The sequence below is a fragment of the Nonomuraea thailandensis genome (assembly GCF_024172165.1).
GTDB classification, from domain to species: Bacteria; Actinomycetota; Actinomycetes; order Streptosporangiales; family Streptosporangiaceae; genus Nonomuraea; species Nonomuraea thailandensis.
On the sequence record NZ_JAMZEB010000002.1, the window covers coordinates 6,824,629 to 6,848,393 of the forward strand.

Annotated in this window: 23 protein-coding genes; 6 read left to right on the forward strand and 17 right to left on the reverse strand. The window is 72.5% G+C overall.

The features are described from left to right. The first annotated feature begins 107 nt into the window (after positions 1–107). Complete coding sequence (locus HD597_RS35250; protein WP_253747711.1) at positions 108–2,411, forward strand: serine/threonine-protein kinase; 2,304 nt, start codon at positions 108–110, stop codon at positions 2,409–2,411. A 9-nt stretch (positions 2,412–2,420) separates the two neighbouring features. Here HD597_RS35250 and HD597_RS35255 read toward each other — a convergent pair whose 3' ends face one another. The 3 genes from HD597_RS35255 to HD597_RS35265 are packed head-to-tail and all read right to left on the reverse strand — an operon-like array spanning position 2,421 to position 5,627. Continuing rightward, the gene (locus HD597_RS35255) at positions 2,421–3,779 is read right to left on the reverse strand and encodes an ABC transporter substrate-binding protein (protein WP_253747713.1); all 1,359 of its coding nucleotides are present in this window, start codon (positions 3,777–3,779) and stop codon (positions 2,421–2,423) included. Continuing rightward, positions 3,779–4,708: a carbohydrate ABC transporter permease gene (locus HD597_RS35260; protein ID WP_253747715.1), complete on the reverse strand. Its 930-nt coding sequence runs from the start codon at positions 4,706–4,708 to the stop codon at positions 3,779–3,781. The genes HD597_RS35255 and HD597_RS35260 overlap by 1 nt, the downstream gene beginning before the upstream one ends. A gap of 1 nt (position 4,709) precedes the next feature. Then, positions 4,710–5,627 carry a carbohydrate ABC transporter permease gene (locus HD597_RS35265; RefSeq protein WP_253747717.1) on the reverse strand — a complete coding sequence of 306 codons (918 nt, stop codon included), beginning with the start codon at positions 5,625–5,627 and terminating at the stop codon, positions 4,710–4,712. A 308-nt stretch (positions 5,628–5,935) separates the two neighbouring features. Here HD597_RS35265 and HD597_RS35270 point away from each other — a divergent pair, with 308 nt between their 5' ends. Together HD597_RS35270 and HD597_RS35275 are read left to right on the forward strand one after the other, a co-directional pair. Beyond that, positions 5,936–6,241, forward strand: a complete 306-nt coding sequence (locus tag HD597_RS35270) for a hypothetical protein (protein WP_253747719.1) — start codon at positions 5,936–5,938, stop codon at positions 6,239–6,241. A gap of 195 nt (positions 6,242–6,436) precedes the next feature. Further along, a complete protein-coding gene (locus HD597_RS35275) occupies positions 6,437–7,885 on the forward strand; it encodes an MDR family MFS transporter (RefSeq protein ID WP_253747721.1) in 1,449 nt (482 codons plus the stop codon). On the opposite strand, the gene HD597_RS35280 is transcribed toward HD597_RS35275, so the two are convergent. After that, positions 7,882–8,814, reverse strand: coding sequence for a DUF8094 domain-containing protein (locus HD597_RS35280; protein WP_253747723.1), 933 nt, complete (start codon positions 8,812–8,814; stop codon positions 7,882–7,884). The two genes, HD597_RS35275 and HD597_RS35280, sit on opposite strands and share 4 nt — an antisense overlap. A gap of 63 nt (positions 8,815–8,877) precedes the next feature. Next, positions 8,878–9,834 carry an AraC family transcriptional regulator gene (locus HD597_RS66105; protein WP_253747725.1) on the reverse strand — a complete coding sequence of 319 codons (957 nt, stop codon included), beginning with the start codon at positions 9,832–9,834 and terminating at the stop codon, positions 8,878–8,880. 60 nt (positions 9,835–9,894) lie between these two features. Between HD597_RS66105 and HD597_RS35290 the strand changes: the two genes are divergently transcribed. Together HD597_RS35290 and HD597_RS35295 are read left to right on the forward strand one after the other, a co-directional pair. Then, positions 9,895–10,803, forward strand: coding sequence for an SDR family NAD(P)-dependent oxidoreductase (locus HD597_RS35290; RefSeq protein ID WP_253747727.1), 909 nt, complete (start codon positions 9,895–9,897; stop codon positions 10,801–10,803). 56 nt (positions 10,804–10,859) lie between these two features. Beyond that, on the forward strand, positions 10,860–11,567 hold the full coding sequence (locus HD597_RS35295) for a histidine phosphatase family protein (protein WP_253747729.1): 708 nt from the start codon (positions 10,860–10,862) through the stop codon (positions 11,565–11,567). Here HD597_RS35295 and HD597_RS35300 read toward each other — a convergent pair. The 10 genes from HD597_RS35300 to HD597_RS35345 form a co-directional block, all read right to left on the reverse strand. After that, entirely contained in the window at positions 11,466–12,011 is a 546-nt protein-coding gene (locus tag HD597_RS35300; RefSeq protein ID WP_253747731.1) for an NUDIX hydrolase, read from the reverse strand. The two genes, HD597_RS35295 and HD597_RS35300, sit on opposite strands and share 102 nt — an antisense overlap. Positions 12,012–12,215: 204 nt before the next feature. Then, a complete protein-coding gene (locus tag HD597_RS35305) occupies positions 12,216–12,431 on the reverse strand; it encodes a hypothetical protein (protein ID WP_253747733.1) in 216 nt (71 codons plus the stop codon). Beyond that, positions 12,428–13,501, reverse strand: a complete 1,074-nt coding sequence (locus HD597_RS35310) for a Gfo/Idh/MocA family protein (protein WP_253747735.1) — start codon at positions 13,499–13,501, stop codon at positions 12,428–12,430. Before HD597_RS35310 ends, HD597_RS35305 begins: the two co-directional genes overlap by 4 nt. 104 nt (positions 13,502–13,605) lie before the next feature. Then, positions 13,606–14,466: an ABC transporter permease gene (locus HD597_RS35315; protein ID WP_253747738.1), complete on the reverse strand. Its 861-nt coding sequence runs from the start codon at positions 14,464–14,466 to the stop codon at positions 13,606–13,608. Continuing rightward, entirely contained in the window at positions 14,426–15,409 is a 984-nt protein-coding gene (locus HD597_RS35320) for an ABC transporter ATP-binding protein (RefSeq protein WP_253747740.1), read from the reverse strand. The genes HD597_RS35315 and HD597_RS35320 overlap by 41 nt, the downstream gene beginning before the upstream one ends. Beyond that, positions 15,406–15,861 (reverse strand): MarR family winged helix-turn-helix transcriptional regulator, encoded by a 456-nt coding sequence (locus HD597_RS35325; RefSeq protein ID WP_253747743.1) that lies wholly within the window; start codon positions 15,859–15,861, stop codon positions 15,406–15,408. Before HD597_RS35325 ends, HD597_RS35320 begins: the two co-directional genes overlap by 4 nt. 279 nt (positions 15,862–16,140) lie before the next feature. Then, entirely contained in the window at positions 16,141–16,824 is a 684-nt protein-coding gene (locus tag HD597_RS35330; RefSeq protein ID WP_308210981.1) for a GntR family transcriptional regulator, read from the reverse strand. Beyond that, a complete protein-coding gene (locus HD597_RS35335; protein WP_253747747.1) occupies positions 16,825–18,342 on the reverse strand; it encodes a tripartite tricarboxylate transporter permease in 1,518 nt (505 codons plus the stop codon). A gap of 1 nt (position 18,343) precedes the next feature. After that, on the reverse strand, positions 18,344–18,868 hold the full coding sequence (locus HD597_RS35340; RefSeq protein WP_253747750.1) for a tripartite tricarboxylate transporter TctB family protein: 525 nt from the start codon (positions 18,866–18,868) through the stop codon (positions 18,344–18,346). Next, positions 18,865–19,860 carry a tripartite tricarboxylate transporter substrate binding protein gene (locus HD597_RS35345; protein WP_253747752.1) on the reverse strand — a complete coding sequence of 332 codons (996 nt, stop codon included), beginning with the start codon at positions 19,858–19,860 and terminating at the stop codon, positions 18,865–18,867. The genes HD597_RS35340 and HD597_RS35345 overlap by 4 nt, the downstream gene beginning before the upstream one ends. 97 nt (positions 19,861–19,957) lie before the next feature. On the opposite strand from HD597_RS35345, the gene tcuA reads away from it, so the two are divergent. Beyond that, positions 19,958–21,427: an FAD-dependent tricarballylate dehydrogenase TcuA gene (gene tcuA / locus HD597_RS35350; protein ID WP_253747755.1), complete on the forward strand. Its 1,470-nt coding sequence runs from the start codon at positions 19,958–19,960 to the stop codon at positions 21,425–21,427. A gap of 158 nt (positions 21,428–21,585) precedes the next feature. Here tcuA and HD597_RS35355 read toward each other — a convergent pair whose 3' ends face one another. Both HD597_RS35355 and HD597_RS35360 read right to left on the reverse strand, forming a co-directional pair. Beyond that, positions 21,586–22,272 carry a TetR/AcrR family transcriptional regulator gene (locus HD597_RS35355; RefSeq protein ID WP_253747758.1) on the reverse strand — a complete coding sequence of 229 codons (687 nt, stop codon included), beginning with the start codon at positions 22,270–22,272 and terminating at the stop codon, positions 21,586–21,588. 81 nt (positions 22,273–22,353) lie between these two features. Continuing rightward, positions 22,354–23,664: a cytochrome P450 gene (locus HD597_RS35360; RefSeq protein ID WP_253747761.1), complete on the reverse strand. Its 1,311-nt coding sequence runs from the start codon at positions 23,662–23,664 to the stop codon at positions 22,354–22,356. Positions 23,665–23,765 lie beyond the last annotated feature (101 nt).

Genomic DNA, 23,765 nt, shown 5'->3' on the forward strand with positions numbered 1-23,765 from the left:
GGTCCGGGCGGCCCCCGTGCGTGCCTGGATCGCCGTGGAATCCGGCCCGGGAGGCCCGGTACGTGCGGGATCGCCGTGGAATCGCCGAGCGTGTATCGTCGGGAACCATGTTCCGCCCCCTCCGTGCCGGCGAGCCGACCCGGCTGGGTGACCACCGCATCATCGCGGGGCTCGGTGAGGGCGGGCAGGGCGTCGTCTACCTGGCCGAGGACACCTCCGGCGAGCGGGTGGCGATCAAGGTGCTGCATGCCAGGCTGGCGGGCGACACCGAGGCGCGGGAGCGGTTCTTACGCGAGGTCGACGCGGCCATGCGGGTGGCGGCGTTCTGCACGGCCCGCGTGCTGGACGTGGCGGTCGACGGCGACAGGCCGTACATCGTCTCCGAGTTCATCGACGGCCCGTCGCTGGAGGACGCCGTCCGCGAGCACGGGCCCAGGTCGGGAGGGGCGCTCGACCGCATCGCGGTCAGCACGGCCACCGCGCTGGCGGCCATTCACCGGGCCGGGGTCGTGCACCGTGACCTCAAGCCGTCCAACGTCCTGCTGGGCCCCGACGGCCCCCGCGTGATCGACTTCGGCATCGCGCGCGCGATCGACATGACACTCACCGGCGGCTCGGTGGGCACCCCGACGTACATGGCGCCCGAGGTGATCGCCGGAGAGCCGGCGCAGCCCGCGTCCGACGTGTTCAGCTGGGCCGTGACCGTGGGCTTCGCCGCGACCGGGCGGCCGTCCTTCGGCCGGGACACGGTGCCGGCGGTGATGTACCGCATCCTCAACGCCTCTCCGGATCTGGACGGCGTTCCCGAGGCGCTGCGTGCCCTGCTCGCCCGCTGCCTGGCCAAGGCCCCGCAGGAGCGCCCCACGGCGGCGGAGGCCCTGCACCTCCTGCTCGGCCATGACCAGACCTCGACCAGGCCCATCGGCTGGCCCTCGGCCGCCCGCCCGGGCACTGCCGCACCGAACCCAGCCCCACCGAACCCAGCCCCACCGAACCCAGCCCCACCGAACCCAGCCCCACCGAACCCAGCCCCACCGAACCCAGCCCCACCGGGGGCTGCCTCACCGGGCGCAAGCCCGCCGAACGCGGCCCCACCGGGCGCAATCCCGCCGGGCGCGGCGGGGTCGTGCCCGGCGGCGGCGGCCGCACCGGCCGGAGCTTCGCCGGGTGGAGCGGCACATGGGTGGAGCCCCACCGCTGTGACGCCGGCCGGTCCTCCTTATGCAGGTCCCGCCGCTCCAGGAACGCCGCCCACGGGTGAGGCGCCGTCCGCCGCCCCCCGCAGGCGGTCCAAGCTCGTGGTGGTGGGCGCGGCGGCCTCCGTGGCGGTGCTCGTGAGCGTGATCGTGGTGGCCCTGCGGTGGGGAGAAGGCGGCGCTCCGACGGCGTCCAGACCCTCGGCCGGGACGACGGCCGTCGCGCCGTCGGTGACCCCCAGCGCCACCGCCCGGCCGTACGGCAGGAGGTTCGGCAGGGCCACGCTCGGCGGCGAGGTCAACACGGTGGCGGTGAGCACCTACGACGGGCAGCGCGTGGTGCTGGCCGGCAGCACCAAGGGGGTGGCCAAGGTGTGGAAGTTCGACACGCGCGCCGCCGAGCTGGCCAAGGTGCAGAACTCCGGCGGCGAGGAGACGGGCGCCGCCATCGACGTCGGCGAGGTGGACGGGGAGGCGGCCACGTTCAGGCGGCTGCAGAACGGCGGGGTCGTCGTCTCCGGCGCGGAGGGCGACGAGCCGCTCGGCCCCACCTACCAGGGCCACCAGCGGATCGTCTACGCGCTCGCGCCCGTGCAGGTGTCGGGCAGGACGGTGGTCGTCAGCGGCGACGAAGCCGGAAAAATCCATGTATGGGACCCGAAGACGGGCAAGGACTTCGGGCCCCAGCCCGAGGCGGCGGGCGGCGACCCGGTGTTCGGCGTCGCGACCGGCACGATGGACGGGCATCCGTTCGCGGTGGTCGCGGCGGCCGACGACACCGCGCGGGTGTGGGACCTGGAGACCGGCGCCATGGGCGCCACCTTCCGAGGCCACGGCAACGACGTCTTCGCCGTGGCGACCGCCGTGATGGACGGCGGCCCCGTCGGGATCAGCGGAGGGGCCGACCACAAGGTCCGCGTCTGGGACCTGCGCGACGGCAAGGAGCTCACCTCGTTCTCCGGCCACACCGCCGAGGTCGCCTGCCTGGCGGTGGGCAGGGTGAAGGGCCGCGCGGTGGTCGCCTCCGGCGCCTTCGACGGGACGATCCGCGTCTGGGACCTGCGCAGCGGCGAGCAGCTCGGCGACCCGCTGAAGGTCCCGGGCGCCCGCGTCTACTCGGTCACGGTCGCCGAGGACGACGGGGAGTCGTGGCTGGCCGCCGGCGACCGCGACGGCAACATCACCGCCTGGACCCTCGGCCCGGCCTCCCCCTAGCCGACCGGCTCATCCGGCCACCTCGAACAGCGCGTTGAGCTGCTGGTTGAGAGGGGTGAGCGAGGAGGCGGGGGCCTCGCCGAGGAAGAGGGCGTCCAGGGCGGGCCGCATCAGGGCGGTGATGTCGGCCGCGTTCGAGGTCACCGGCAGGGGGAACGTGGTGCCGTCCCTGATGTGGTCGGTGAAGGCCGACACGTCCAGGTTCCGCTCGTTCCTGTTGTACTCGATCGCCAGCTCGGTGCCCGCCGGCCGGGCGGGGAACACCACGCCGGTCCGGCCGATGATGTTCTGGCACTGCTCCCCTGACAGGAACTTCACCCACTTCGCGGCGTTCTCCGGCTGCCTGGAGAACGTCGTGATGGAGTCGGCCAGGCCGTTGAACATGGAGGCCCGCTTCCCCGTCGGCCCGATCGGGGTCGGCGCCACGCCGATGTCGAGCCTCTTGCCGCTCGCGTCGGTGAGCCTGGTGAACGACGAGATCGTCCACGAGCCGCTCAGGCCCATCGCGGCGATGCCGGACTGGATCTGCGTGTCGGCGGTGATCGCGTTGTTGCCGCCGATCGCGGCGAAGTTCGCCATGTAGCCCTTGCTCACCAGGCCGAAGTACCAGCCCAGGGTGTCCTGCACGACCGGGTCGTCCAGGTTGAAGCGGGTGCCCCAGGGGTTCTGGTCGGTGGCCTGCCAGCCGGCGCTGCCGGTGAAGGCCGACCACTGCGTCTGCCCCCAGTTGTCGCCGCCGCTGCCGTTCGCGGCCAGCCCGTACGTCTTGACCTTCGTCCGGTCGAAGCCGGGCTCGTCGCCGCGCACGCCGTTCCTGTCGATGGTCAGGCGGGCGATCGTCTTCTCGAAGGTGCCGCCGTCGCGCGGGTTCCAGGTCAGCTCGTCCAGGGTGGCCGGGTCGATGCCGGCGGCCCTGAGCGCGGCGGCGTCGTAGAAGATCGCGATGGTGTCCCAGTCCTTCGGGGCGCCGTACCGCTTGCCGTCCTTGCCCTTCCACAGCGCGGCCAGGCCCTCCTGGTAGTCGGAGTCCTTGATGTCGCTGGTGGGGCCGAGGTCGTCGAGCGGGCGCAGCACCTGGAGGTCGACGAACTGGGGGAACTTCGCGAGCTGGTCGGTGAAGACGTCGGGGGCGGTGTCGGCGATGAAGCTGGCGGTCAGCTTGGACCAGTACTCGTCCCAGCCGTACTGGGAGATGTGGATGCGCAGGCCGGGGTTCTGCTGCTGGAAGGCGTCCGCGCACTTCTGGTAGCCGGGCTGCTGGGCGGAGTCCCAGAGCCAGTATTCGATGGTGCCACCGGCGCCGCCGCTGCCGCCGCCACCGCAGGCGGTCGTCAGCAGGAGCGCGGTCAGGAGGAGTCGTCTGAGCATCACTTGATCCCGCTGAAGCCGATGGAGTTGACGATGCGGCGCGCGAAGACGAAGAACAGCAGCAGCATGGGCAGCGCCGCCACCAGGGTGGCCGCCATCAGGCCCGCCCAGTCGGGCCCCGCCTGCGGCTTCTGCGACTTGAACACGCCGAGGGCCACGGTGAGCACGCGCGAGTTGTCGGTGTAGCTGACCATGAGCGGCCAGAAGTACTCGTTCCAGGAGGTGATGTAGGTGAGGATCGACAGCGTGGAGATCGGCGCCGCCGAGATCGGCAGGATGAGCCGGAAGAAGATCCGCGTCTTGGAGGCGCCCTCGACCAACGCGGCCTCCTCGACCTCGCGCGAGATGCCGAGGAAGAACTGGCGCAGGAAGAACACCGCGAACGGCGTCATCAGCATGCTGGGCAGCGCGATGCCGAGCACGGTGTCGATCAGGCCGAGCTCCTTGATGAGCACGAAGTTGGGCAGCAGGGTGAAGATCGCGGGGATCATCAGGCCGGCCAGGAAGACGGCGAAGACCTTCTCGCGGTGACGCCAGCGCAGCCGGGCGAAGGCGTAGGCGGCCATCGCGGAGAAGAACACCTGCCCGGCGGTGACCAGCGTCGCCACCAGCACCGAGTTGAGCAGGTAGCGCCAGAACGCGATCGGCTGCCCCGCGCCGCCCGCGTCGATCGCCTCCTGCCCGGTCTGGAGGCCGAAGACGCGCTCGAAGCCGCCCCACGAGAATTGCACGGGCAGCAGGCTGTCGCCGCCCGCGTAGAGCGCGTTGTTGTCGGACAGCGCGGTCCGCAGCATCCAGTAGAACGGGAACAGGCTGGCGATCATCACCAGGATCATGAACGCCCAGGCGAGGGCGCGGCGCGGGCTGAACGGCGGCTTCGGCGGCGGTTTGCGGGCGTCGCTCGCGGCGGGCGCGGTCACGGTCGCCATGTCACCCTCCCGCCAGGTCGGAGGTGCCGGCCCGGGTCAGCCGGTACTGCACGAACGTGATGATCATCAGGACGACCAGCAGCGCGACGGACATCGCCGAGGCGTAACCGAACTGGAAGCGGCTGAAGGCGACCTCGTAGATGTAGTACTGCAGCACCCTGGAGGAGTCGACCGGCCCTCCCCTGGTCGTGATCGCGACGGTGTCGAACACCTGGAACGAGCCCACCACGCTGATGATCAGCACCACCGCCATGACGGGCCTCAGCAGCGGCAGCGTGATGCTGCGGAACATGCGCAGCTCGCCGGCGCCGTCCATGCGGCCGGCCTCGTACAGGGTCTCCGGGATCGTCTGCAGGCCGGCGAAGATCAGCAGTGCGGTGTAGCCGACGTGCCGCCACACGTTGATCAGCGCCATCGTCGGGATGACCCAGGCGGAGTCGGCCAGGAAGCCGATCCGGTCCATCCCGATCAGCTCCAGCACCTTGTTGCCGATGCCGAGCTGGTAGTCGAGGATCCACAGGAAGACCAGCGCCGCGACGACGTTCGAGACCAGGTACGGCGTCAGCACCATGCCGCGCAGCCACGTCTTGCGCGTCAGCCGCTGCATCATGACCGCGATGACCAGCGCCAGCGCCGTCTGGACGGCGATGTTGACGACCACGTAGTACACGGTCACGGCCAGCGCGTTCCAGAACACCGGGTCCTGGAGCATGCGCACGTAGTTGTCGAACCCGGTCCAGCGCGCGGGGGTGAGCAGGTTGAACCTGGTGAAGCTCAGGTAGATGCCCCGCAGCGTCGGCCAGAGCAGGAAGACCAGGAAGCCGATCAGCGCGGGAAGGATGAACAGGAGCGCCAGCCGGGTGTCGTCTCGCGCTCGTCTGGCGGTGCCGGTCGTCGCCGGCCTGGTGGGGGTGGCCATGGTGCCTCCTTCGCGGTCACCGTAGACCCTCCTGCGGGCGGTTTCTACCCCGTGCTGCGCGTTCGACCGATTCTCCCGGCTTACCGGCAAGCGCTCGCCGTCCGCCCTTGAAACCCGATCGCGCCGTCAGCGGCCGGTGGAGCCGTCGAGCTGCTCGCGGAGGATGTCGGCGTGACCTTCTCGTCGGCGCCCGTCGGCGGGGGCTTGGGCGTCCTCGGAGGAGCGTCGCGGCGCGCAGGACGAAGACCCTACGCGAGCAATGACACATTCACCCTGCGTCATACATCCCTGGCACAGATACTCAGGAGGTGAGCACTGCATCCCCCGAAAGAGGCAAGTGGTTCGAACACGCCCTTGAATGGGAGTCGGACCCCGAACATGGCGAACGGCCCGCACGCTGCCTGGTCACCCGGATAGCCGAGACCGTCAGCTCAGCGCTTCCCCAGGTGTGCTACCGGCGCGTGGACGACCCGGGCGGGCACCGTCCGAGCTCCATCGACATCGATCTCTTCGACCACATCCTGCGTCGCTGGCTCACCGCCGAAGAAGCCGAGCTGGCCGGAAGGCAGGCCCGCTTCCTCCGCAACGGCCACCTCCCCTCGGATCTCACCTGAGCACCCGGAAGATCGACTTTCACTATGGGTGAAAAGGAGGTGACAATTCGCAGCACTTGCCGCAATGTTGGGAGTCGTCGATGAGTTTCGTCAGCGGTGCCGGTCAGTTTGTGTATGACCACGACTTCATGTGAGACCGAAGGCCGCGAGACCGGCCGTGACCGCATAGTGTCCGACAGCCCCGATCGAGGTGCCGTGTCCCGCTCCCAGCTCGACTCCACCGCCGACCCCGAGGCCGCCGTCGCGGGACGCACCCCAGCCGTGATCCGGCTGCTGGTGCTGGCCACGTTCGTGGTCATCCTCAACGAGACGATCATGATCAACGCGATCCCGCGGCTGATGAGCGCGCTGCACATCACCGAGCAGACCGCGCAGTGGCTCTCGACCGCCTTCATGCTGACCATGGCCGCGGTCATCCCGATCACCGGCTGGTTCCTGCAGCGGGTCTCCACCCGCGGCGCGTACGTCACCGCCATGAGCCTGTTCCTGCTCGGCACGGCCCTGGCCATCGTGGCGCCCTCGTTCGAGGTGCTGCTCGGCGCCCGCATCATCCAGGCGTCGGGCACGGCCGTGATGATGCCGCTGCTGATGACCACGCTGATGCAGGTGGTGCCCGAGTCGGACCGGGGCCGGGTGATGGGCAACGTCACCCTGGCCATCTCGGTCGCGCCCGCGATGGGGCCGACGGTCTCGGGGGTGATCCTCCAGTTCGGGTCGTGGCGCCTGCTGTTCGCCGTGGTGCTGCCCATCGCCGCCCTGATCACCTGGGGCGGCCTGCGGCGGCTCAGGAACGTCGGGGAGCCGCGGACCGGCACGATCGACTGGTTCAGCGTGGTGACCGCGGCGGCCGGGTTCGGCGGCCTGGTCTACGGCCTGAGCCGGTTCGAGGGCGGCGACGTGCGGGTGGCCGCGGCGATCGTGGCGGCCGGCCTGGTCACCATCGCGGTCTTCGTGGTGCGGCAGATGTCGCTGCAGAAGCGCGGCGCGCCCCTGCTGGACCTGCGCACCCTGCGCCACCGCACCTACACGGTCGCGCTGATCCTGATGTCGGTGGCGTTCATGTCGATGCTCGGCTCGATGATCCTGCTGCCGCTGTACCTGCAGAACGTGCGCCAGCTCAGCGCCCTGGAGACCGGGCTGCTGGTGATGCCGGGCGGCCTGGCGATGGGGCTGCTCGGCCCGTCCGTCGGGCGGCTGTTCGACAAGTTCGGCGGGCGGGTGCTGGTCGTCCCGGGCGCGGTCGGCATCATGCTCGCCCTGGCCGGCTTCACCCAGGTCTCGATGACGACGCCGTTCTGGCAGCTCCTCGGCATGCACGCGCTGCTGATGGTGAGCCTGGCCGCCACCTTCACCCCGGTGTTCACCCTCGGGCTCGGAGCGGTCCCGCCGCGGCTCTACTCCCACGGCAGCTCGATCCTGAGCACGTTGCAGCAGGTGTCGGCGGCCTTCGGCACCGCGCTCGTGGTCACCGTGATGAGCGCGCGGGCCGACGCCCTGAAGTCGTCGGGCGTCACCGAGGCGCTCGCCAGCCTCGGCGGCATGCGGCTGGCCTTCGTCATCGGCGCGGTGCTGTCCGTGGCCGTGGTGATCGCCGCCCTGCTCCTGCCGGCCCGCGCGGACCACGCCGCCGAGCCGGAGGGCTAGGAGAACCAGTTGGCGCCGAGCTCCTGGATGGTCCTGCTCCCCTTGGGCACCAGCAGCGCCTCGCTCAGCACCTGGTTGACGCTCTTGGGGTCGTTGATCATGGCGAACAGGAAGAAGGAGCCGCCGTCCGCCGTGCGGAAGCCGAAGATCGAGCCGTGGCCGGCGAACGAGACGTACAGCCCCTTGTACACCGCGGGGAACGCCTTGCGGCTGTAGCTGTCCTTGGCCAGGCGGTAGCCGGAGGCGCCCTCCTTCTTCTCGTTGTTCCAGAAGTTCTGGTACTCCTTGGCCACGGCGCGCGCCATGGCGTCGTCCGTGTCGGTGATGTAGCCGTCGGCGTCGAGCCGGGGCTCGGGCAGGCGCTGGCCCCAGTGGATCGGGGTCGCGACGGCCAGCCTGAAGGGCTGACCGGGCGTGCGGAGGAAGGCGAGCACGTGGGGGCGGGCGTGGCCCTTGGCGTCCTTGTAGGTCGCCCGCGCGATGAACCAGTCGCCGATCCGCGGCTGCCGCTCCGGCCTGGGCAGGTAGAACGCCGCGGTGCCGGTCGGGTTGATCGGCTTGTGCCCGGGCTTCCAGCCGAAGCCCTCGTGGTTGCGTTCGAGCACGCCCTCGTGCAGCGCCCCCTCCACGAACAGCGCGTCGAGCGTGCTGTTCTTGCGCCACCACTTGCGCTTCTTGATCGTCGCGTTGTACCTGCTCACCCACTCCCGCATGGCCTGCCTGGCCTGGGGGGCGGTCAGCGCCGCCCTCGTGGGGGTCGCCGTCGTGGCGCTCGGCGCAGGGGACGGTGACGTGACCGCCGGCGAGGGGCTGCGCGAAGGGCTCGGCGAGGGGGCGGCCACGCTGACGGGCCAGCCGGGCGGCCCGGGGATCGCGCCGCAGCCGGCCAGGCTCACGGCGCAGGCCGCGATCAGCAACGAGCCGCGCACCGGCATCGACCCCCAAGACCGAGTAAAGACAGCGCCGAACAGAACATATCGGACAACCGGAGGTCACGGCCGTCCCGGGGACAGGGCCCCGTTCCCGCGCTTCCAGAGGCGGTAGTCGCGCGGGGACACGCCGGCGACCCGCTTGAACGCGTTGCTCAGCGCGCTCACCGAGCCGTAACCCACCTGATCGGCGATGGCCGCCACCGTGTCGTCGCCGCTGCGCAGGCGGTCGGCGGCCAGCTCGATCCGCCAGCCGGTCAGGTACTCCAGCGGCCCCTGCCCGACGACCTGCTTGAACCGGGCGGCCAGCGTCGAGCGGGACACCGCCGCCACCGCGGCCAGCTCGGAGACCGTCCAGGCGTGGGCGGGCCGGGCGTGCATGGCGCGCAGCGCCGGCGCCACGACCGGGTCGGCGATTCCGGCCAGCCAGCCGGACGTCTCCCCCGGCCCGGCGGTGGCCAGGTGCAGGCGCAGCAGGTGGATCAGCATGACCAGGGCGAGGTGCTCGGTGACCAGGGTGGCGGCGAGCGGGCGCTCGCGCAGCTCGGCGTCGATCAGGTCGAGCGCCCAGCGCACGGTCGCGGCCTCGGCGGTGCCGCCGGGCACGTGCATCACCGGCGGCAGCAGGTCCAGCAGCAGCTCCTGGGCGCGCTCGCCGAAGCCGAACCGGCCGCCGGCGAAGATCACGTCCTCGCCCTCGCCCACGCGGGCCACGCCGCCGGTGGCCGCGGCGAAGACCGGGCCCGCCGGGAGCGGGCGCACCCCCGGCTCGCTGGCCAGGGTGAAGGCGCGCGGCTGGATGAGCAGGAAGCAGTCGCCCTCGGCGAGCGGGATCGGCTCCGGCAGGCCGTCCACGGTGAGCACGCAGTGGCCGCGGAGCACCGCGTTGAACTTGACCCCCGCGGGAGGCTCGAACGACAGTGCCCACCGCCCGCCGGCGACCAGCCCGACGGACAGGCGGCTGGTCGTGCCGATGAGCGTGAGGATGTCTTCGAGCGGATCGACTCCATGGACGTTCACGCAACTATGGTGGACTCACGAGTATTCCAAGTCCAAATCGGGGTCCATACGGTGGTGTTCATGACGCTCATCACCACTCCTTTCAACGCCAAGACCACCGCTGCGGAGATCCTCGCCGGCGTCGATCTGACCGGACGCAGGATCATCGTCACCGGCGGCGCCTCCGGGATCGGCCTGGAGACCGTGCGGGCGCTGCGAGGCGCCGGGGCCGAGGTCACGGTCGCCACCCGCAACCCCGGCGACGGCGAGCGGGCGCTGGACCTCAGTGATCTGGCGTCGGTGCGCTCGTTCGTGGCCGGGTGGAGCGGGCCGGTGCACGCGCTCGTGGCGAACGCCGGCATCATGGCGCTGCCTGCCCTCCAGGTCGCCGCCAACGGCTGGGAGCTGCAACTGGCGACGAACTTCCTCGGGCACTTCGCGCTGATCACCGGGCTGCGCGACAACCTCCGGCAGGCCGGCGGCGCGCGGGTGGTCACGGTCAGCTCGGGCGCCCAGCTCCGCGCGCCGTTCGACTTCGACGACCCGCACTTCGAGCGGCGCCCGTACGACCCGTGGGACGCCTACGCCCAGTCGAAGACGGCCGACGTGCTGCTCGCGGTCGGCCTGGCCCGGCGCTGGGCCGCCGACGGCATCGCCGCCAACTCCTTCGAGCCCGGCTACGTGCACACCAACCTGCAGCGCCACATCGACGACGACGCCAAGCGCGCGCTGGGCATCATGGACGACGAGGGGAACCTGCTGACCCCGGACCACTTCACCACCCAGGAGCAGGGCGCGGCCACCGCGGTGCTGCTCGCCGCATCCCCGCTGGTGGAGGGGGTGACCGGCCGCTACTTCTCGCACGACAACCAGGAGGCCGAGGTCGTGCAGGGCGGCCCCGGCGTGATGACCGGCGTCGCCGCGTGGTCGGTGGACCCGGCCGCCGCCGACCGTCTCTGGGACTACGCCGCCGAGGCGAGCCGCGGCTGACCGGCCGGGGCCCGGGGGCGAGCGGCCCGCCAGCAGTAGAGTAATGTTCGGTAATTGTGGGAGCTGAGAACGGCGAGCCGGTCGAGTACCGGCAGAGCCGGTTCCGTACGCCGCCAGGGGCCACCGAGATCCTGCTGGTGAGGCACGGCGAGTCCGAGCCCGCACGCCCCGACCGGCCGTTCCCGCTGGTCGACGGCCAGGGCGACCCGGAGCTCGCGCCCGAGGGGCACGAGCAGGCGGCGCGGGTGGCCCTGCGGCTCGCCGCGGAGCGCATCGACGCGATCTACGTGAGCTCGCTGCGGCGCACGTCCCAGACGGCCGCGCCGCTCGCCGCCCGGCTGGGCCTGACGCCGGTGATGGACCCCGAGCTGCGCGAGGTGCATCTGGGCGAGTGGGAGGGCGGGCTGTTCCGGCGCATGGTCGCCGAGGGGCATCCGACCGCCAAGCGCATGTCCGCCGAGGAGCGCTGGGACGTGATCCCGGGCGCCGAGCCCGCCGAGGCGTTCGCCGAGCGGGTGCGCAAGGCGCTCGGCAGGCTCGCCGCCGCGCACCCCGACCAGCGGATCGTCGTGGTAACCCACGGCGGGGTGATCGCCGAGGCGCTGGCCGCGGCCACCGGGTCGCGGCCGTTCGCCTTCCTCGGCGCCGACAACGCGTCGGTGTCACACCTGGTGCTGACCGAGGTCCGGTGGATCCTGCGCCGCTTCAACGACACCGCGCACCTCGACGGGGCCTTCTCCACCACGGCCGCGCTGCCCACCTGACGACTCGATCAGCAGGCGGTGCGGCTCCAGCAGGCCGTCCGGGAGGTCGCCGGGGGCGCACCAGCGGGCCTCCAGGATCTCCATCGAGTTCAGCCGCATCGTGCCGCCGCCGGCGTACTCGGCCGCGTACGCGACCTCGATCCTGAGCCGGAACCCGCTCCTGAGGTGCACCAGCTCCCCCACGCTCACCTCCAGGCCGGTCTCCTCGCGCACCTCGCGCACCACCGTCTGCTCGAAGGTCTCCCCCCGCTTGGTCCCGCCCGTCGGCAGCCCCCACTGCCGGTGCTCGGGCCAGAAACGGTGCCGCAGCAGCAGCACGTTGCCGTCACGGTCGCGGACGACGCCCGTGACGCCGACCATGAACTTGGCCTGGGACAGGTAGAGCAGCCGCCATTGCGTCGACCCGCGCATGCCGCGCCAGAGCCGGGCGATCAGCCTCTTCACCGGTGTCCTCCATGATCAGGTGCCGACAGCCGTTGCAGCGTACCGGCCTTTCAGAACGGCGGCAGGACGAGCTCGGCCGCCGACGTCCGGCGGAAACCGTAGGGCCCCGCACGTCCAGCCCCGCCCGTACGAGCAGGCGCCGCAGCGTGCGGCCGGCCGCCGGCTGGGCCACCTTGAGCCGGAACGCGGGCAGCACGCGCCCGGTCAGCGCCTCGCCGGGCCCGTCGGCTTCCAGCCCGCAGACGTCCCGACCTCGTACGTCACCGCCGCCGCCCCCGGCGTCGAGCGCCCGCTCGCCACCGCCGGCAGGTCCGGCGCCGAGGCCCGTGACGCGCGCGCCGCCTCGTGCTGCGCCGCCCGGCCGAGATACCGCTCCGCCTCCGGTTGTTCCTCCGCCGTTCCGAAGATCCGCTCGCTCACGCCGCCCACGCCTCCTTGCCGGTGGTGACCGGACCGCCGGTCCTGACCGACTCACCAATGGCGAGGCTGATCAGATGATCCTGGCAGGCCTCGGCGAGGGGGTACGGGGCCGGGCCCTCCTGCCGGGCCCAGGCGCCCGTGCGCTCCAGGATGTCGGCGACCGCGATGTCGTCGTCGGACAGGCCGGCGCCGTCGAACGGGTTTCGGTAGAGCACGCGGCCGTCGAAGCTGATGTGCTTCAGGTCGCGGAACTCCAGGCTGAGGTCCACGCCGGTGTCGCGCCGCACCAGGTGCGACTCCACCGGCGTCGCCGGGTCCAGCAGCCGGACCACCCGGTCGTCGACCAGCTCGCCGATCGAGCCGCGCACCACGATGCGGCGCATGCGCAGCGGGTTCCACCACTGGTTGTCGGTGAAGTCGTACAGGCCCATGCGGCCGCCGAAGTCGAGGGTGGCGATGGTGGTGGTGAGCCGTTGCGGGGTGCCGTCGCCCGTCCAGCCGCCGGGGCCCAGCGGGTTCGCCAGCGGCGCCTCGAACGCGCCCGCACGCACCTCGGCGGCCTCGAACCCGACGCCCAGCAGGCCGCGGATCATCGACACCGCGTGGTAGAGGTGGGTCGAGGAGACCTGGACGGAGGTCGGCTCGCCGATCACGCCCTCGCGCACGAGCGCCAGCCGGGCCGCGTGCCCGGGCATCAGCAGGTACTGCTCGGCCACCTGCACCAGGCCGGTGGCGCCCACGTCGCGCCACAGCTCGCGCAGCGCCGCCAGGTCATGGGCGGGCGGCGTCTCGGCCAGGACCGGTGTCCCGTGCTCGGCCACCGCGCGGATCGCGTCCGGCATCGCGGGCCACGGCACCGCCGCGGTGACGTAGTCGGGCCGCTCGTGCCGCAGCAGCTCGCCGACCGTGCGGAAGGCCGGCACGCCCCACTCGTCGGTGATCTGCCTGCCCCGCTCCTCGCCGCGGGTGACGACGCCGCTGACGCGCAGCCGGTCGGGCATGGCCGCGGCCAGCCGCAGGAAGAACCGGGTCCGCCGCCCGCTGCCGATCGCGCCGAACGTCGTGGTCATGAGGGCCAGACCTCCTCGGGGAGCCGGAACGCTTCGGCAGCAGCGTACTCGGGGGCCTGGCTGGTCGCGGGAGCGCGTCAGCGGGCCAGTCTCGCGGGAACGCGTCAGCGGGCCAGGCGGCCCAGCAGGGCCGAGGCCGCCGTGATGCCGAGGGCCGCGGCCACGACGAGCACCGCGAAGTCGAGCGGCAGGTTCGCGGGGACGCCCAGCAGCAGTCCGCGCAGCGCGTTCACCTCGTAGGTGAGCGGGTTGATCGCGCTGACGGTCTGCAGCCAGCCCGGCATGGCCGTCGTCGGGTAGAGCGCGTTGGAGGCGAAGAACAGCGGCATCGTGATGGCCTGGCCGATGCCCATCAGGCGGTCGCGGGTGCGTACGATGCCGGCGATCGTCACCGACAGGCAGGCGAAGAACGCCGAGCCGAGCAGCACCGCCACCAGCACCCCCAGCAGGTGCAGCGGGTTGAGGTCGAGTGCCACGCCCAGCAGGGCGGCGATGAGCACGACCACCACGGCCTGCACGATCGCCTTCACCCCCGCCGCGAACGCCTTGCCCGCCACGAGCGCGGCGCGCGGGGTCGGCGTGACCAGCAGCTTGGTCAGCACGCCCGAGTCGCGCTCCCAGATGATGTGGATGCCGTAGAAGATCGCGATGAACATCGTGGACTGGGCGATGATCCCCGGCGCCAGGTAGTCGCGGTACGGGATGCCGCCCGTCGGGATCACGTTGATGCGGGTGAACGTCTCACCGAAGATCAGCAGCCACAGCGCCGGCTGGACGGCTCGGGTGTACAGCTCCGTACGGTCGTGGCGCAGCTTCTGCAGCTCCACCACGCACATCGCGGCCACCCTGGCCGGGATCACCCGCCACGCGGGCCGGGAGCGCGGCGGGACGAGCAGCAGCCCGAGCCCTCCGGGCGCCGGCCCGCTAGCCGACGCGGGCTGCGGTGTTGCGGGTGCGGCGGACATCGCGGAACTCCCCTCCCTTGTCGAGGTCGTCCAGGCTGCCGCCGGCGACGTCGCGGAAGACGTCCTCCAGCGTCGGGGACGAGCCGTCGCCGAGGCGGGCGCGCAGGTCGTCGGTGAGGCTGCGCGGCGTGCCGAGCGCGCGTACCCGCCCCTGGTGCATGAGCGCCACCCGGTCGCAGTACTGGTCGGCCTCGTCCATGTAGTGCGTGGTCACCAGGACGGTCATCCCGCTGGCGGCGCGCACCGCCATGATGTGGTCCCACACGCCGGTGCGGGCGATGGGGTCGAGCCCGATCGTGGGCTCGTCGAGTATCAGCAGGCGCGGCGCGCTCACCAGCGCCTGCGCCAGCTCCAGGCGGCGCACCATGCCGCCCGAGTACGTGCCCGCCATCCGGTCGGCGGCCTCGGCGAGCCCGACCGCCTCCAGCGCCTGGGCGACGCGCTCGGCACGCTCGCGGCGGGGGACGTCGAAGACCCGGGCGAAGAGCGAGACGTTCTCGCGGCCGGTCAGGCTGCTGTCGGCGGACAACTGCTGGGGCACGTAGCCGAGCAACCTGCGCACCGCCATCCGGTCGGTGCTCACGTCGTGCCCGAAGACCTTGACCATGCCGGCCGGGACGGGCAGCAGCGTGGTCACGCAGCGGATGGCGGTGGTCTTGCCGGCGCCGTTGGGGCCGAGCAGCCCGAACACCTCCCCGGCCGTCACCGTGAGATCGAGCCCGTCGACGGCCGTGGACCGCCCGAACGCGTAGCGCAGACCCGTCACCGTGACCGCCTCCTCCGGCGCCCTGCCACCATCCACCCCGCCCTCGCGGTCGCCCTTCGCCGCCCCCTCACGCGGCCGATCACCGATCACCGCACACGGCCGCTCACCGTGCACCGCATCCTCGCGCGGCCGATCACCGTCCGCTGCGCCCTCGCGCGGCTCGTCGTCGTGGCTCATTCCGCCGTCACCTCCTCTCTCAGGCTGTCGGCCAGCCTCCGCAGTACCGGGAGCGCGGCGGCCAACGCGGCCCTGTCGTCCTCACCGAGCAGTTCCACGTGCTCGCGGACGATCGCCGCCCGCCGCTCCTGCCACGCCCGCAGCCGCGCCTCGGCCTGGGGCGTGGGCAGCAACCGGGCCGAACGGCGGTCGTCACTGCGGGTCTCACGACGCAGCAGGCCGGCGGCCGTGAGCTGGTTGACCAGCGTGGACACCGAGTTGCCGGCCAGGTAGAGCTCCTTGGCCGCGGCCGAGACGCTGATGCCTGGGCTCGACTCGACCAGCCGCAGCAGCTCGGCCTGCGCGCCACGCAGCGGCGGCACGGCCATCTGCCGGCGCACCCTGCGCCGGATCAGCCGGTTGAGCCCGGCTATGACGCCCGCAAAGGCATCGGACAGGTCTTCCGTCCCCATATCCCGAAATATTAGCTCTGCTTAAGAGGTATTGAGAAGTGCCCAGGTCAGCCGGATATACCCGAACACATCCCCTTACACCCACCCACCGCCCCGAGCCACCACAACCCGCGTCGGGACGCGCGGGGGCGGGGTGCACAGGGGTACGAGGCGCGAGCGCGCGTCGCGGGGCGCAGGACCACGTGGCGCAACGGCGCGTGACGCAATGGCGCGTGGAACGAGGGCGCGTGACGCGCAGGCGCGGCGCGAGGGCGGGGAGGTCGCGGAAGCGGCGGTGGCTCAGGTGTCGGTGTCGTCCGCGTAGATGCGCAGCCGGAGCTCCCGCGCCTTCGTCATGTGCTCACGCGCCAGCCCGTAAGCCCGATCGGCATCCCGCTCCCCGATGGCCTCGATGATCTCGGCGTGCTCGGCGATGGCCTCGTCCCACCGCCCAGGCGCCGACAGGGTGGTCTGCGGATAGCGGGTGAGGTGGTTGTTGAGCCGGGTGAGCAGGTCGACGATGGTGCCGTTGTGGCTGGCCGACCAGATCGCCTCGTGCAGGGCCCGGTTGGCCTCGGCCATCGCGGCCGCGTCGGAGGCCGGCGTGGCGATCATGGCTTTGTGGGCGCGGGCGAGGCGGACGAGGTCGAAGTCGCTGCGGCGCTGGGCGGCACCGGCGGCGGCGGTGGCCTCCAGGGCGATCCGCGCCTCGTAGATCTCCAGGATCTCCTCGGGGCTGCGGGTGCGCACCCGCATGCCGCGGTCCGCGCGCTCGACCAGACCGTCCTGCTGGAGCCTGCGCAGTGCCTCTCGTACGGGGGTGCGGCTGGTGCCGTAGCGTTCGGCGAGCGTGATCTCCACGAGGGATGCCCCCGGAGTCAGCGTGCCGTCGACGATCTCGGCTCTCAACCGGTCGTAGACCTCGGACAGGGCGTCCTCCTCACCTCGCTGCCGTACCGGAGCTGAGCATACCGTTGTATGCAGTCACTCGTTCTCCTCGCCCGCGCGCGCCGGCGTGCTGCGTCGCCGGCGGACGACCGGCAGCAGCACCGGGACGAGCAGTGCCAGGGCCGCCGCGATCCAGAGCACGATCGTGATCGGCCCGGACACCAGGATGGACGGGTCGCCCTCCGACAGGATGAGCGCGCGGCGCAGCTGCTGCTCGGCGATCGGCCCGAGGATCAGGCCCACCACGGCGGGAGCCGGCGGGATGCCCGCCTCCCGCATGAGCAGCCCGAGCAGGCCGAGCGCGCACAGGACGAGCAGGTCCGTCGCGGTGCCGCCGGCCGCGTACGCGCCCAGGGCGGAGAACATGAGCACCGCGGCGTAGATCAGGCAGGGCGGGATGGTGAGCAGCCTGGCCCACACCTTCGCCAGCGGGAGGTTGAGCAGCAGCAGCATCACGTTGCCGACGTACAGGCTGGCGATCAGGGTCCACACCAGCGGCCCCGACTCCTCGAACAGCGCGGGCCCCGGCTGCAGCCCGTACGACTGGAACGCGGTGAGGATCACCGCGGCGGTGGCCGAGGTCGGCAGCCCGATCGTCAGCAGCGGCACGAGCACGCCGGCCGCGGCGGCGTTGTTGGCCGCCTCGGGCCCGGCGACGCCTTCGATCGCGCCCCGGCCGAACTCCTGCCGGTGCCGCGACAGGCGCTTCTCCACCGTGTAGCTGAGGAACGTCGGGATCTCGGCGCCGCCCGCGGGCAGGCTGCCGATCGGGAAGCCCAGCGCGGTGCCGCGCAGCCAGGCGGGCCAGGAGCGGCGCAGGTCGGAGCGGGTGAGCGCGGCGCGCTCGCGCAGCGGCTGCACGGTGGAGCGGCCGATGCCGGCCATGACGCGGGCGAACGTCTCGCCGAGCGCGAACAGGGCGACCACCACGATCACCACGTCGATGCCGTCGAGCAGGGACTCCACCCCGAACACCAGCCTGGGCTGCCCGGTCTGGGAGTCGATGCCGATCAGCCCGACGGTGATGCCGACGAGGAGGCCGGCCAGGCCCTTGAGCAGGTTCGGCCCCAGGAGGGCGCTGACGGTGGTGAAGGCGACCGCCATCAGGGCGACGTACTCGGGCGGGCCGAAGCTGGTGGCGAAGCCGGCGACGGCGGGGGCCAGGAAGGTCAGGGCGACGGTGCCGATCGTGCCGGCCACGAAGCTGCCGATCGCCGCCGTGGCCAGCGCCGCGGCGGCACGGCCGGCCCGCGCCATCTTGTTTCCCTCGATGGCCGCGATGATCGAGGCGCTCTCGCCGGGGGTGTTGAGCAGGATCGAGGTGGTGGATCCGCCGTACATGCCGCCGTAGTAGATGCCGGCGAAGAGGATGAGCGCGGCGGAGGCCTCCAGCCTGAACGTGATCGGCAGCAGCAGCGCCACGGTGAGGGCGGGGCCGATGCCGGGCAGCACGCCGACCGCCGTGCCGATGGTCACCCCGATCAGCGCCCACAGCAGGTGCATCGGGGTCAGCGCGCCGGCGAAGCCCTCCAGGAGGAGCCCGAGCTGCTCCATGTCAGAACCCCCAGGGTCCGGCGGGCAGGGTGAGCCCGATGAGGCGGTCGAAGGTCAGGAAGGCCAGCGCCGCCAGCGTCCAGCCGCCGGCGTAGAGCCGCCAGCCGTGCGGCGCGCCGAGCAGCAGGGCCGTGACGACGAAGAGGGCGGCCGAGCCGAGCACGTACCCGAGGACGGGCAGCAGCAGGGCGAAGGCGGCGAGCGCGGCGGCCAGCGCCCCCACCCGGAGCGCGGCGTGGCTGCGCAGCGGGTGCCCGCGGACGGCCGTGCGCAGGTCGCGCAGGGAGCGCAGCATCAGCCAGAACCCGGTGAGCGCGAGCAGCACGCCCAGCGCCAGCGGCATCACGGCGGGGCCCATCGCGCCGGCGTCGCCGGGCAGCCGCCGCGCGTCCACGATCATCACCGGCCCGGCCACGACCATGAGCCCGCCGAAGATCGCCGAGCTGATCGCGGTCCTCCTGTCGCAGGACAGATCGGGCTCGGGCTCGGCGGGCGCCGGGGCGGGCTCGTTCGTCTGCGTGGTCACAATCCGATCTCCTTGAGAATCTGCGCCACCCGGCGCTGCTCGGACCGGACGAACTCCTCGAACTCCGGCCCGGCCAGGGTGGCGTCGCCCCAGCCTCGCTCGGCGAGCGCCTGACGCCAGCCGTCCGTACGGGTCATGTCGAGCACCATCTGCTCCAGCGCGCGCTCCTGCTCGGCGGTGATGCCCTTCGGCGCGACCACGCCGCGCCAGTTCTGCAGCTCCACGTCGAGGCCCGACTCGCGCAGCGTGGGCACGCCGGGCAGCGCGGGCAGCCGCTCCGGGCTGGACACCGCGAGCGCCCGCACCTGCCCGGCCTTGATCTGCGGCATGACCTCGGAGACCCCGGAGATGCCAAGGGTCGAGCGGCCGGAGAGCAGGGTGGTGAGCGCCTCGCCGCCGCCGGAGTGGGCGACGTAGCTCACCTTCGCGGGGTCGGCGCCGACGGCCTTGGCCATCAGCCCGGCCAGGATCTGCTCGACGCCGCCGGCCGAGCCGCCGGAGATCGACACGGCCGGCAGGTCGTCGCGCATGGCGCCGGCCGCCGCCTTCATGTCCTCGAGCGGGGAGTCCGCGGCGGCGACGACGACCTGGTAGTCGGTGGTGAGCCGGGCCAGCGGGACGGTCTCGGCGAGCGAGTGCGGCGAGTCGTTGGTCTCCACCGCGCCGATCATGATGAGGCCGGTCGTCATGAGCTGGCTGGGGTCGCCGTTCAGGCGGACGAACTGGCTGAGGCCGATCGTGCCGCCCGCGCCGGCGACGTTGTAGACCTCACTGCGGCCGGCCAGATCGCGCAGGGCCGCCTGCATCTCCCGCGAGGTCTGGTCCCAGCCGCCGCCGGGCGCCGCGGGCGCCATGATGCGCAGCTGTCTGCCGTCAAGCGCGCGGGCCACCGCGGAGCCCGCCCGCCGATCGTCCGCCGGTGCCGTGACGATGAGCGCACCGGTCGCGAGCAGCGCGGCCGCGAGCGGGGCCCACCGCCTGATCGCAGTCATCAAGCTCTTCACCGCTCCCCGGATCCCGTTGTCAGAATTTATGGTGTACGACTGTATACACTCACATGCAATTGAGAACAAGGCTTTGGAGGACACGATGCAATCCGACGACTTCGACGTGGTGGTGGTCGGCGGCGGCAACGCCGGTCTCAGCGCCGCGCACGCCGCCGCGGAGCGCGGCCGCCGCGTTCTCCTGCTGGAGAAGGGCCCCGAGGAGGGGGCGGGCGGCAACAGCTTCTACACCGCCGGAGCGTTCCGCATCGTGCACGACGGGCTCGCCGATCTCGCCGGCCTGCTCGACCCCGACGACCGGCATGCCGGCACCGTGCTGCCCGCCTACCCCGCGGCGGAGTTCGCGGCGGACATGGCCAAGGTCACCGGCGGCCGCAACGACAAGGCGCTCACCGAGGTGCTGATCGCCGAGAGCGCCAGGACGCTGCGCTGGCTGCACGGCAAGGGGCTGCGCTTCCGCCTGATGTACGAGCGGCAGGCCTACCCCGCCGGCGACGGGCGGCAGGTCTTCTGGGGCGGGCTGGCCGTCGGCAGCACCGGCGGCGGCAAGGGGCTGATCGAGCAGCACACGCGGGCGGCGCGGCAGGCCGGGGTGGAGCTCCGCTACGGCGTGCGGGCCCGCGAGCTCACGCTCGACGGGGGCCGCGTGACCGGGGTGACCTGGCAGGACGCGCGGGGCCGCGGCGGCGTGGCGCGCGCGGAGTCGGTGGTGCTCGCGGCCGGGGGTTTCGAGGCCGACGCGGGCATGCGCCGCGAGCATCTCGGGGAGGGCTGGCAGCGGGCGAAGGTGCGGGGCACGCCGTACAACACCGGAGACATGCTGGCGGCGGCGATCGCCGCCGGGGCGGGGACGCACGGCGACTGGAGCACCTGCCACAGCGTCGCCTGGGACGCCTGGCACGCGGAGAACGAGAGCAACCGCGAGCTCACCAACCGGCTCACGCGCGGCGGGTACCCGCTGGGCATCGTGGTCAACGCCGACGGGCGGCGCTTCCTCGACGAGGGCGCGGACTTCCGCAACCTCACCTACGCCAAGTACGGCGCGCGCATCCTCGCCCAGCCGGGCGGCGTGGCCTTCCAGCTCTTCGACGCCACCACCCGGCCGAGCCTGCGGGCCGAGGAGTACGACATGCCGGGCGCGTCCGTCGTGACGGCGGACACGATCGAGGACCTGGCCGCGGGGATGGGCGTGGACGCGGCGGCGCTGCGCGCGACGGTCGAGGAGTTCAACGCCTCGATCGACCGGTCGGTCCCGCTCGACCTGTCCGTGCTGGACGGCCGGGCCGCCGCCACGACGCCGCCGAAGTCTAACTGGGCCGTCCCGCTGGAGCGCCCGCCGTTCCACGCGTTCCCGGTGACGTGCGGCATCACGTTCACCTTCGGCGGGCTGCGCGCCGACACCCACGGCCGGGTCCTCGACGGCGCCGGCGACCCCGTCCCCGGCCTGCTGGTGTGCGGCGAGATGCTCGGCGGCCTGTTCAGCGGCAACTACCCGGGCGGCACGGGCCTCACCTCAGGAGCCGTCTTCGGCCGCCGCGCCGGCTCCCTGGCCTGACGCGGGATCAGGACCGAGCGCCCGGGCTCACGCGCGATCGCCGGCGGGCGCTCACGCGGGGCCGTGGCCGCACCACCTGGGCGAGGACGGCAAGCTGCGGGCGCTCGCGCGGGGCCGTGACCGGGCGCTCGCGCGGGGCCGGAACCGGGCGCTCGGGGTCACGCCGGATCGTCGGCGGGTGCCCTTCCCGGGCGGTCCAGGCCGGCGGCCAGGTCGGCGATGGCCTGGTCGATCTCCTGGCGCAGGATGGCCATGGGCGGCGTCTCGTCGGAGTCGCCGCCGTGCTCCAGCCACCGGCTCAGCACCACGCGCAGCGCCGTCAGCGCCGTCGCCGCGCACAGCGCGGGATAGATCCCGGTCGGCGCGGGCCGCAGGCGCTCGGTGATGGCGCCGGCGAGCGCCTTCTCCTGGGCGGCCAGCACGGCCAGCTCCTGGGGCAGCAGCGCCGGCGTCCGGCGGATGAGCCGGCTCGCCAGGATGTAGTCGCGGCTGGCCGCGTGGTCCTGGTCGAAGACGGTGAGCACCGCCTCGCGCAGCGCCCGCAGCACCGACTCGGTGGCGGGCCTGGCGCGGAACTCGGCGATGAGCGCCTCCGCCCCGGCCGCGGCGGCCGCCACCACCGCCTCCTCCTTGCTGGAGAAGTAGTTGAAGAAGGTGCGCAGCGCGATGTCGGCCTCGGAGGCGATCTGCTCGACGGTGACGTGCTCCACGCCGTGGCGCAGCGCCAGGCGCAGGGCCGCCTCGCGCAGGGCGGCCCTGGTCGCCTGCTTCTTGCGCTCCCGGCGCCCGGTCACGGCGCCGGGGACGGCGTCCGCCGCCGTGGCGGTGCTCTCAGGGCCGACCATGGTGCTCCTCCTTCCGCCGGCGCGGCATCCGTTCCCGCCCCGCCTGCCGCAGGCCGGCAAGCCGGCCTGCGGCAGGCCCGTTCAGGCCCACGTGACTGGCAGGGAGTGCACCCCGAAGATGAGCATCTCGTTGCGCAGCGGCACCTGGTCGGCGGGCACGGTGAGGCGCAGGTCCGGCATCCGGGTGATCAGCTCGCTCAGGCCCACCTTCATTTCCGCCCGGGCGAGCTGCTGGCCCAGGCACTGGTGGATGCCGTGGCCGAAGGCCAGGTGCGAGGTGCGGGGCCGGTGCACGTCCAGGCGGTCGGGGTCGTCCCAGTGGCGGGGGTCGCGGTTGGCCTCGGGCGTGGCGATGATCACCGTGGCGCCCGCCGGGATCTTCACCCCGGCGATCGTGACGTCCTCGACGGCCACCCGGCTGACGCCCATCTGGATGATGGACAGGTAGCGCAGCAGCTCCTCGATCGCGTTGTCCATCAGCGCCGGGTCGGCGCGCAGCGCGGCGAGCTGGTCGGGGTGCTCCAGCAGCGCGAAGGTGCCCAGGCCGAGCATGTTGGCGGTGGTCTCGTGCCCGGCGCCGAGCAGCACCAGGGCCATGTCCGTGAGCTGGGCGTCGGTCAGCGGCGGGTCGGCGTCGTGGACGAGCCCCGACAGGATGTCGTCGCCCGGGCTCTCCCGCTTGGCCGTCACCAGGCCCTGGATGAAGCCGTACAGCTCGAGACCGGCCTGCATCCGCTCGTCGTCGGGGGTGTCGGAGTTCAGCGCGATGGCGGTGCGTTCCTGGAACTCGGCCCGGTCGGCGTAGTCGACGCCGAGCAGCTCGCAGATCGCCAGCGAGGGGATCGGCAGCGCGTACGCGGGCACGAGGTCGGCCTCGGTGCCGGCCGCCCGCATGGCCTCGATGTGCTCCACGGCGATCTCGCGCAGCCGTGACTCCAGCGCGCGCATCCGCCGGACGGTGAACTGGCCGGTCAGCAGCCGCCGCAGGCGGGTGTGCTCGGGCGGGTCCATGAAGACGAACATCCCATCGGCGCGGCTGTCCACCTTCGGCGCGACGGCGGCGCCCGATTCGCCGCTCTCGGCGGCGGCGAGCTGCTCGACCTCGTGCGGCTGCAGCTTGGTGACGTCGGGGTAACGCACCCGGTCGGAGCTGAAGCGGGGGTCCGCCAGGACGGCGCGGGCCTCCTGGAGGCCGGTGACCATCCAGGTGGGAGCGCCGTTGAGGAGCCGCAGCGGCTGGATCGCCCCCTGACCGCGCCGCTCCCGCACGCCGGACGGCGGATCGAACGGGCAGCCGCCCCGGTCCACCATGTCCGCCGGCAACATCCGCCGGATGCCCGTCGGGGACTCCGTCACCCGCCGGCCCTCGCTCTCCTCGCCGGAGATCGACATCAGCCACATCCTCCTCTCGAGCGGCGTCACGCGACCGCCCGTCGCTGCCAGGGTCGCCGCCACCCTACACGCGTAACATGCACGACGCGCATCAATGCATG

Coding starts and splice junctions, on each gene's coding strand:
- HD597_RS35250 (WP_253747711.1), top strand. CDS start 108: ATGTTCCGCCCCCTCCGTGCCGGCGAGCCGACCCGGCTGGGTGACCAC.
- HD597_RS35255 (WP_253747713.1), bottom strand. CDS start 3,779: ATGCTCAGACGACTCCTCCTGACCGCGCTCCTGCTGACGACCGCCTGC.
- HD597_RS35260 (WP_253747715.1), bottom strand. CDS start 4,708: ATGGCGACCGTGACCGCGCCCGCCGCGAGCGACGCCCGCAAACCGCCG.
- HD597_RS35265 (WP_253747717.1), bottom strand. CDS start 5,627: ATGGCCACCCCCACCAGGCCGGCGACGACCGGCACCGCCAGACGAGCG.
- HD597_RS35290 (WP_253747727.1), top strand. CDS start 9,895: ATGACGCTCATCACCACTCCTTTCAACGCCAAGACCACCGCTGCGGAG.
- HD597_RS35310 (WP_253747735.1), bottom strand. CDS start 13,501: ATGACCACGACGTTCGGCGCGATCGGCAGCGGGCGGCGGACCCGGTTC.
- HD597_RS35315 (WP_253747738.1), bottom strand. CDS start 14,466: ATGTCCGCCGCACCCGCAACACCGCAGCCCGCGTCGGCTAGCGGGCCG.
- HD597_RS35320 (WP_253747740.1), bottom strand. CDS start 15,409: ATGAGCCACGACGACGAGCCGCGCGAGGGCGCAGCGGACGGTGATCGG.
- HD597_RS35325 (WP_253747743.1), bottom strand. CDS start 15,861: ATGGGGACGGAAGACCTGTCCGATGCCTTTGCGGGCGTCATAGCCGGG.
- HD597_RS35335 (WP_253747747.1), bottom strand. CDS start 18,342: ATGGAGCAGCTCGGGCTCCTCCTGGAGGGCTTCGCCGGCGCGCTGACC.
- HD597_RS35345 (WP_253747752.1), bottom strand. CDS start 19,860: ATGACTGCGATCAGGCGGTGGGCCCCGCTCGCGGCCGCGCTGCTCGCG.
- tcuA (WP_253747755.1), top strand. CDS start 19,958: ATGCAATCCGACGACTTCGACGTGGTGGTGGTCGGCGGCGGCAACGCC.
- HD597_RS35355 (WP_253747758.1), bottom strand. CDS start 22,272: ATGGTCGGCCCTGAGAGCACCGCCACGGCGGCGGACGCCGTCCCCGGC.
- HD597_RS35360 (WP_253747761.1), bottom strand. CDS start 23,664: ATGTCGATCTCCGGCGAGGAGAGCGAGGGCCGGCGGGTGACGGAGTCC.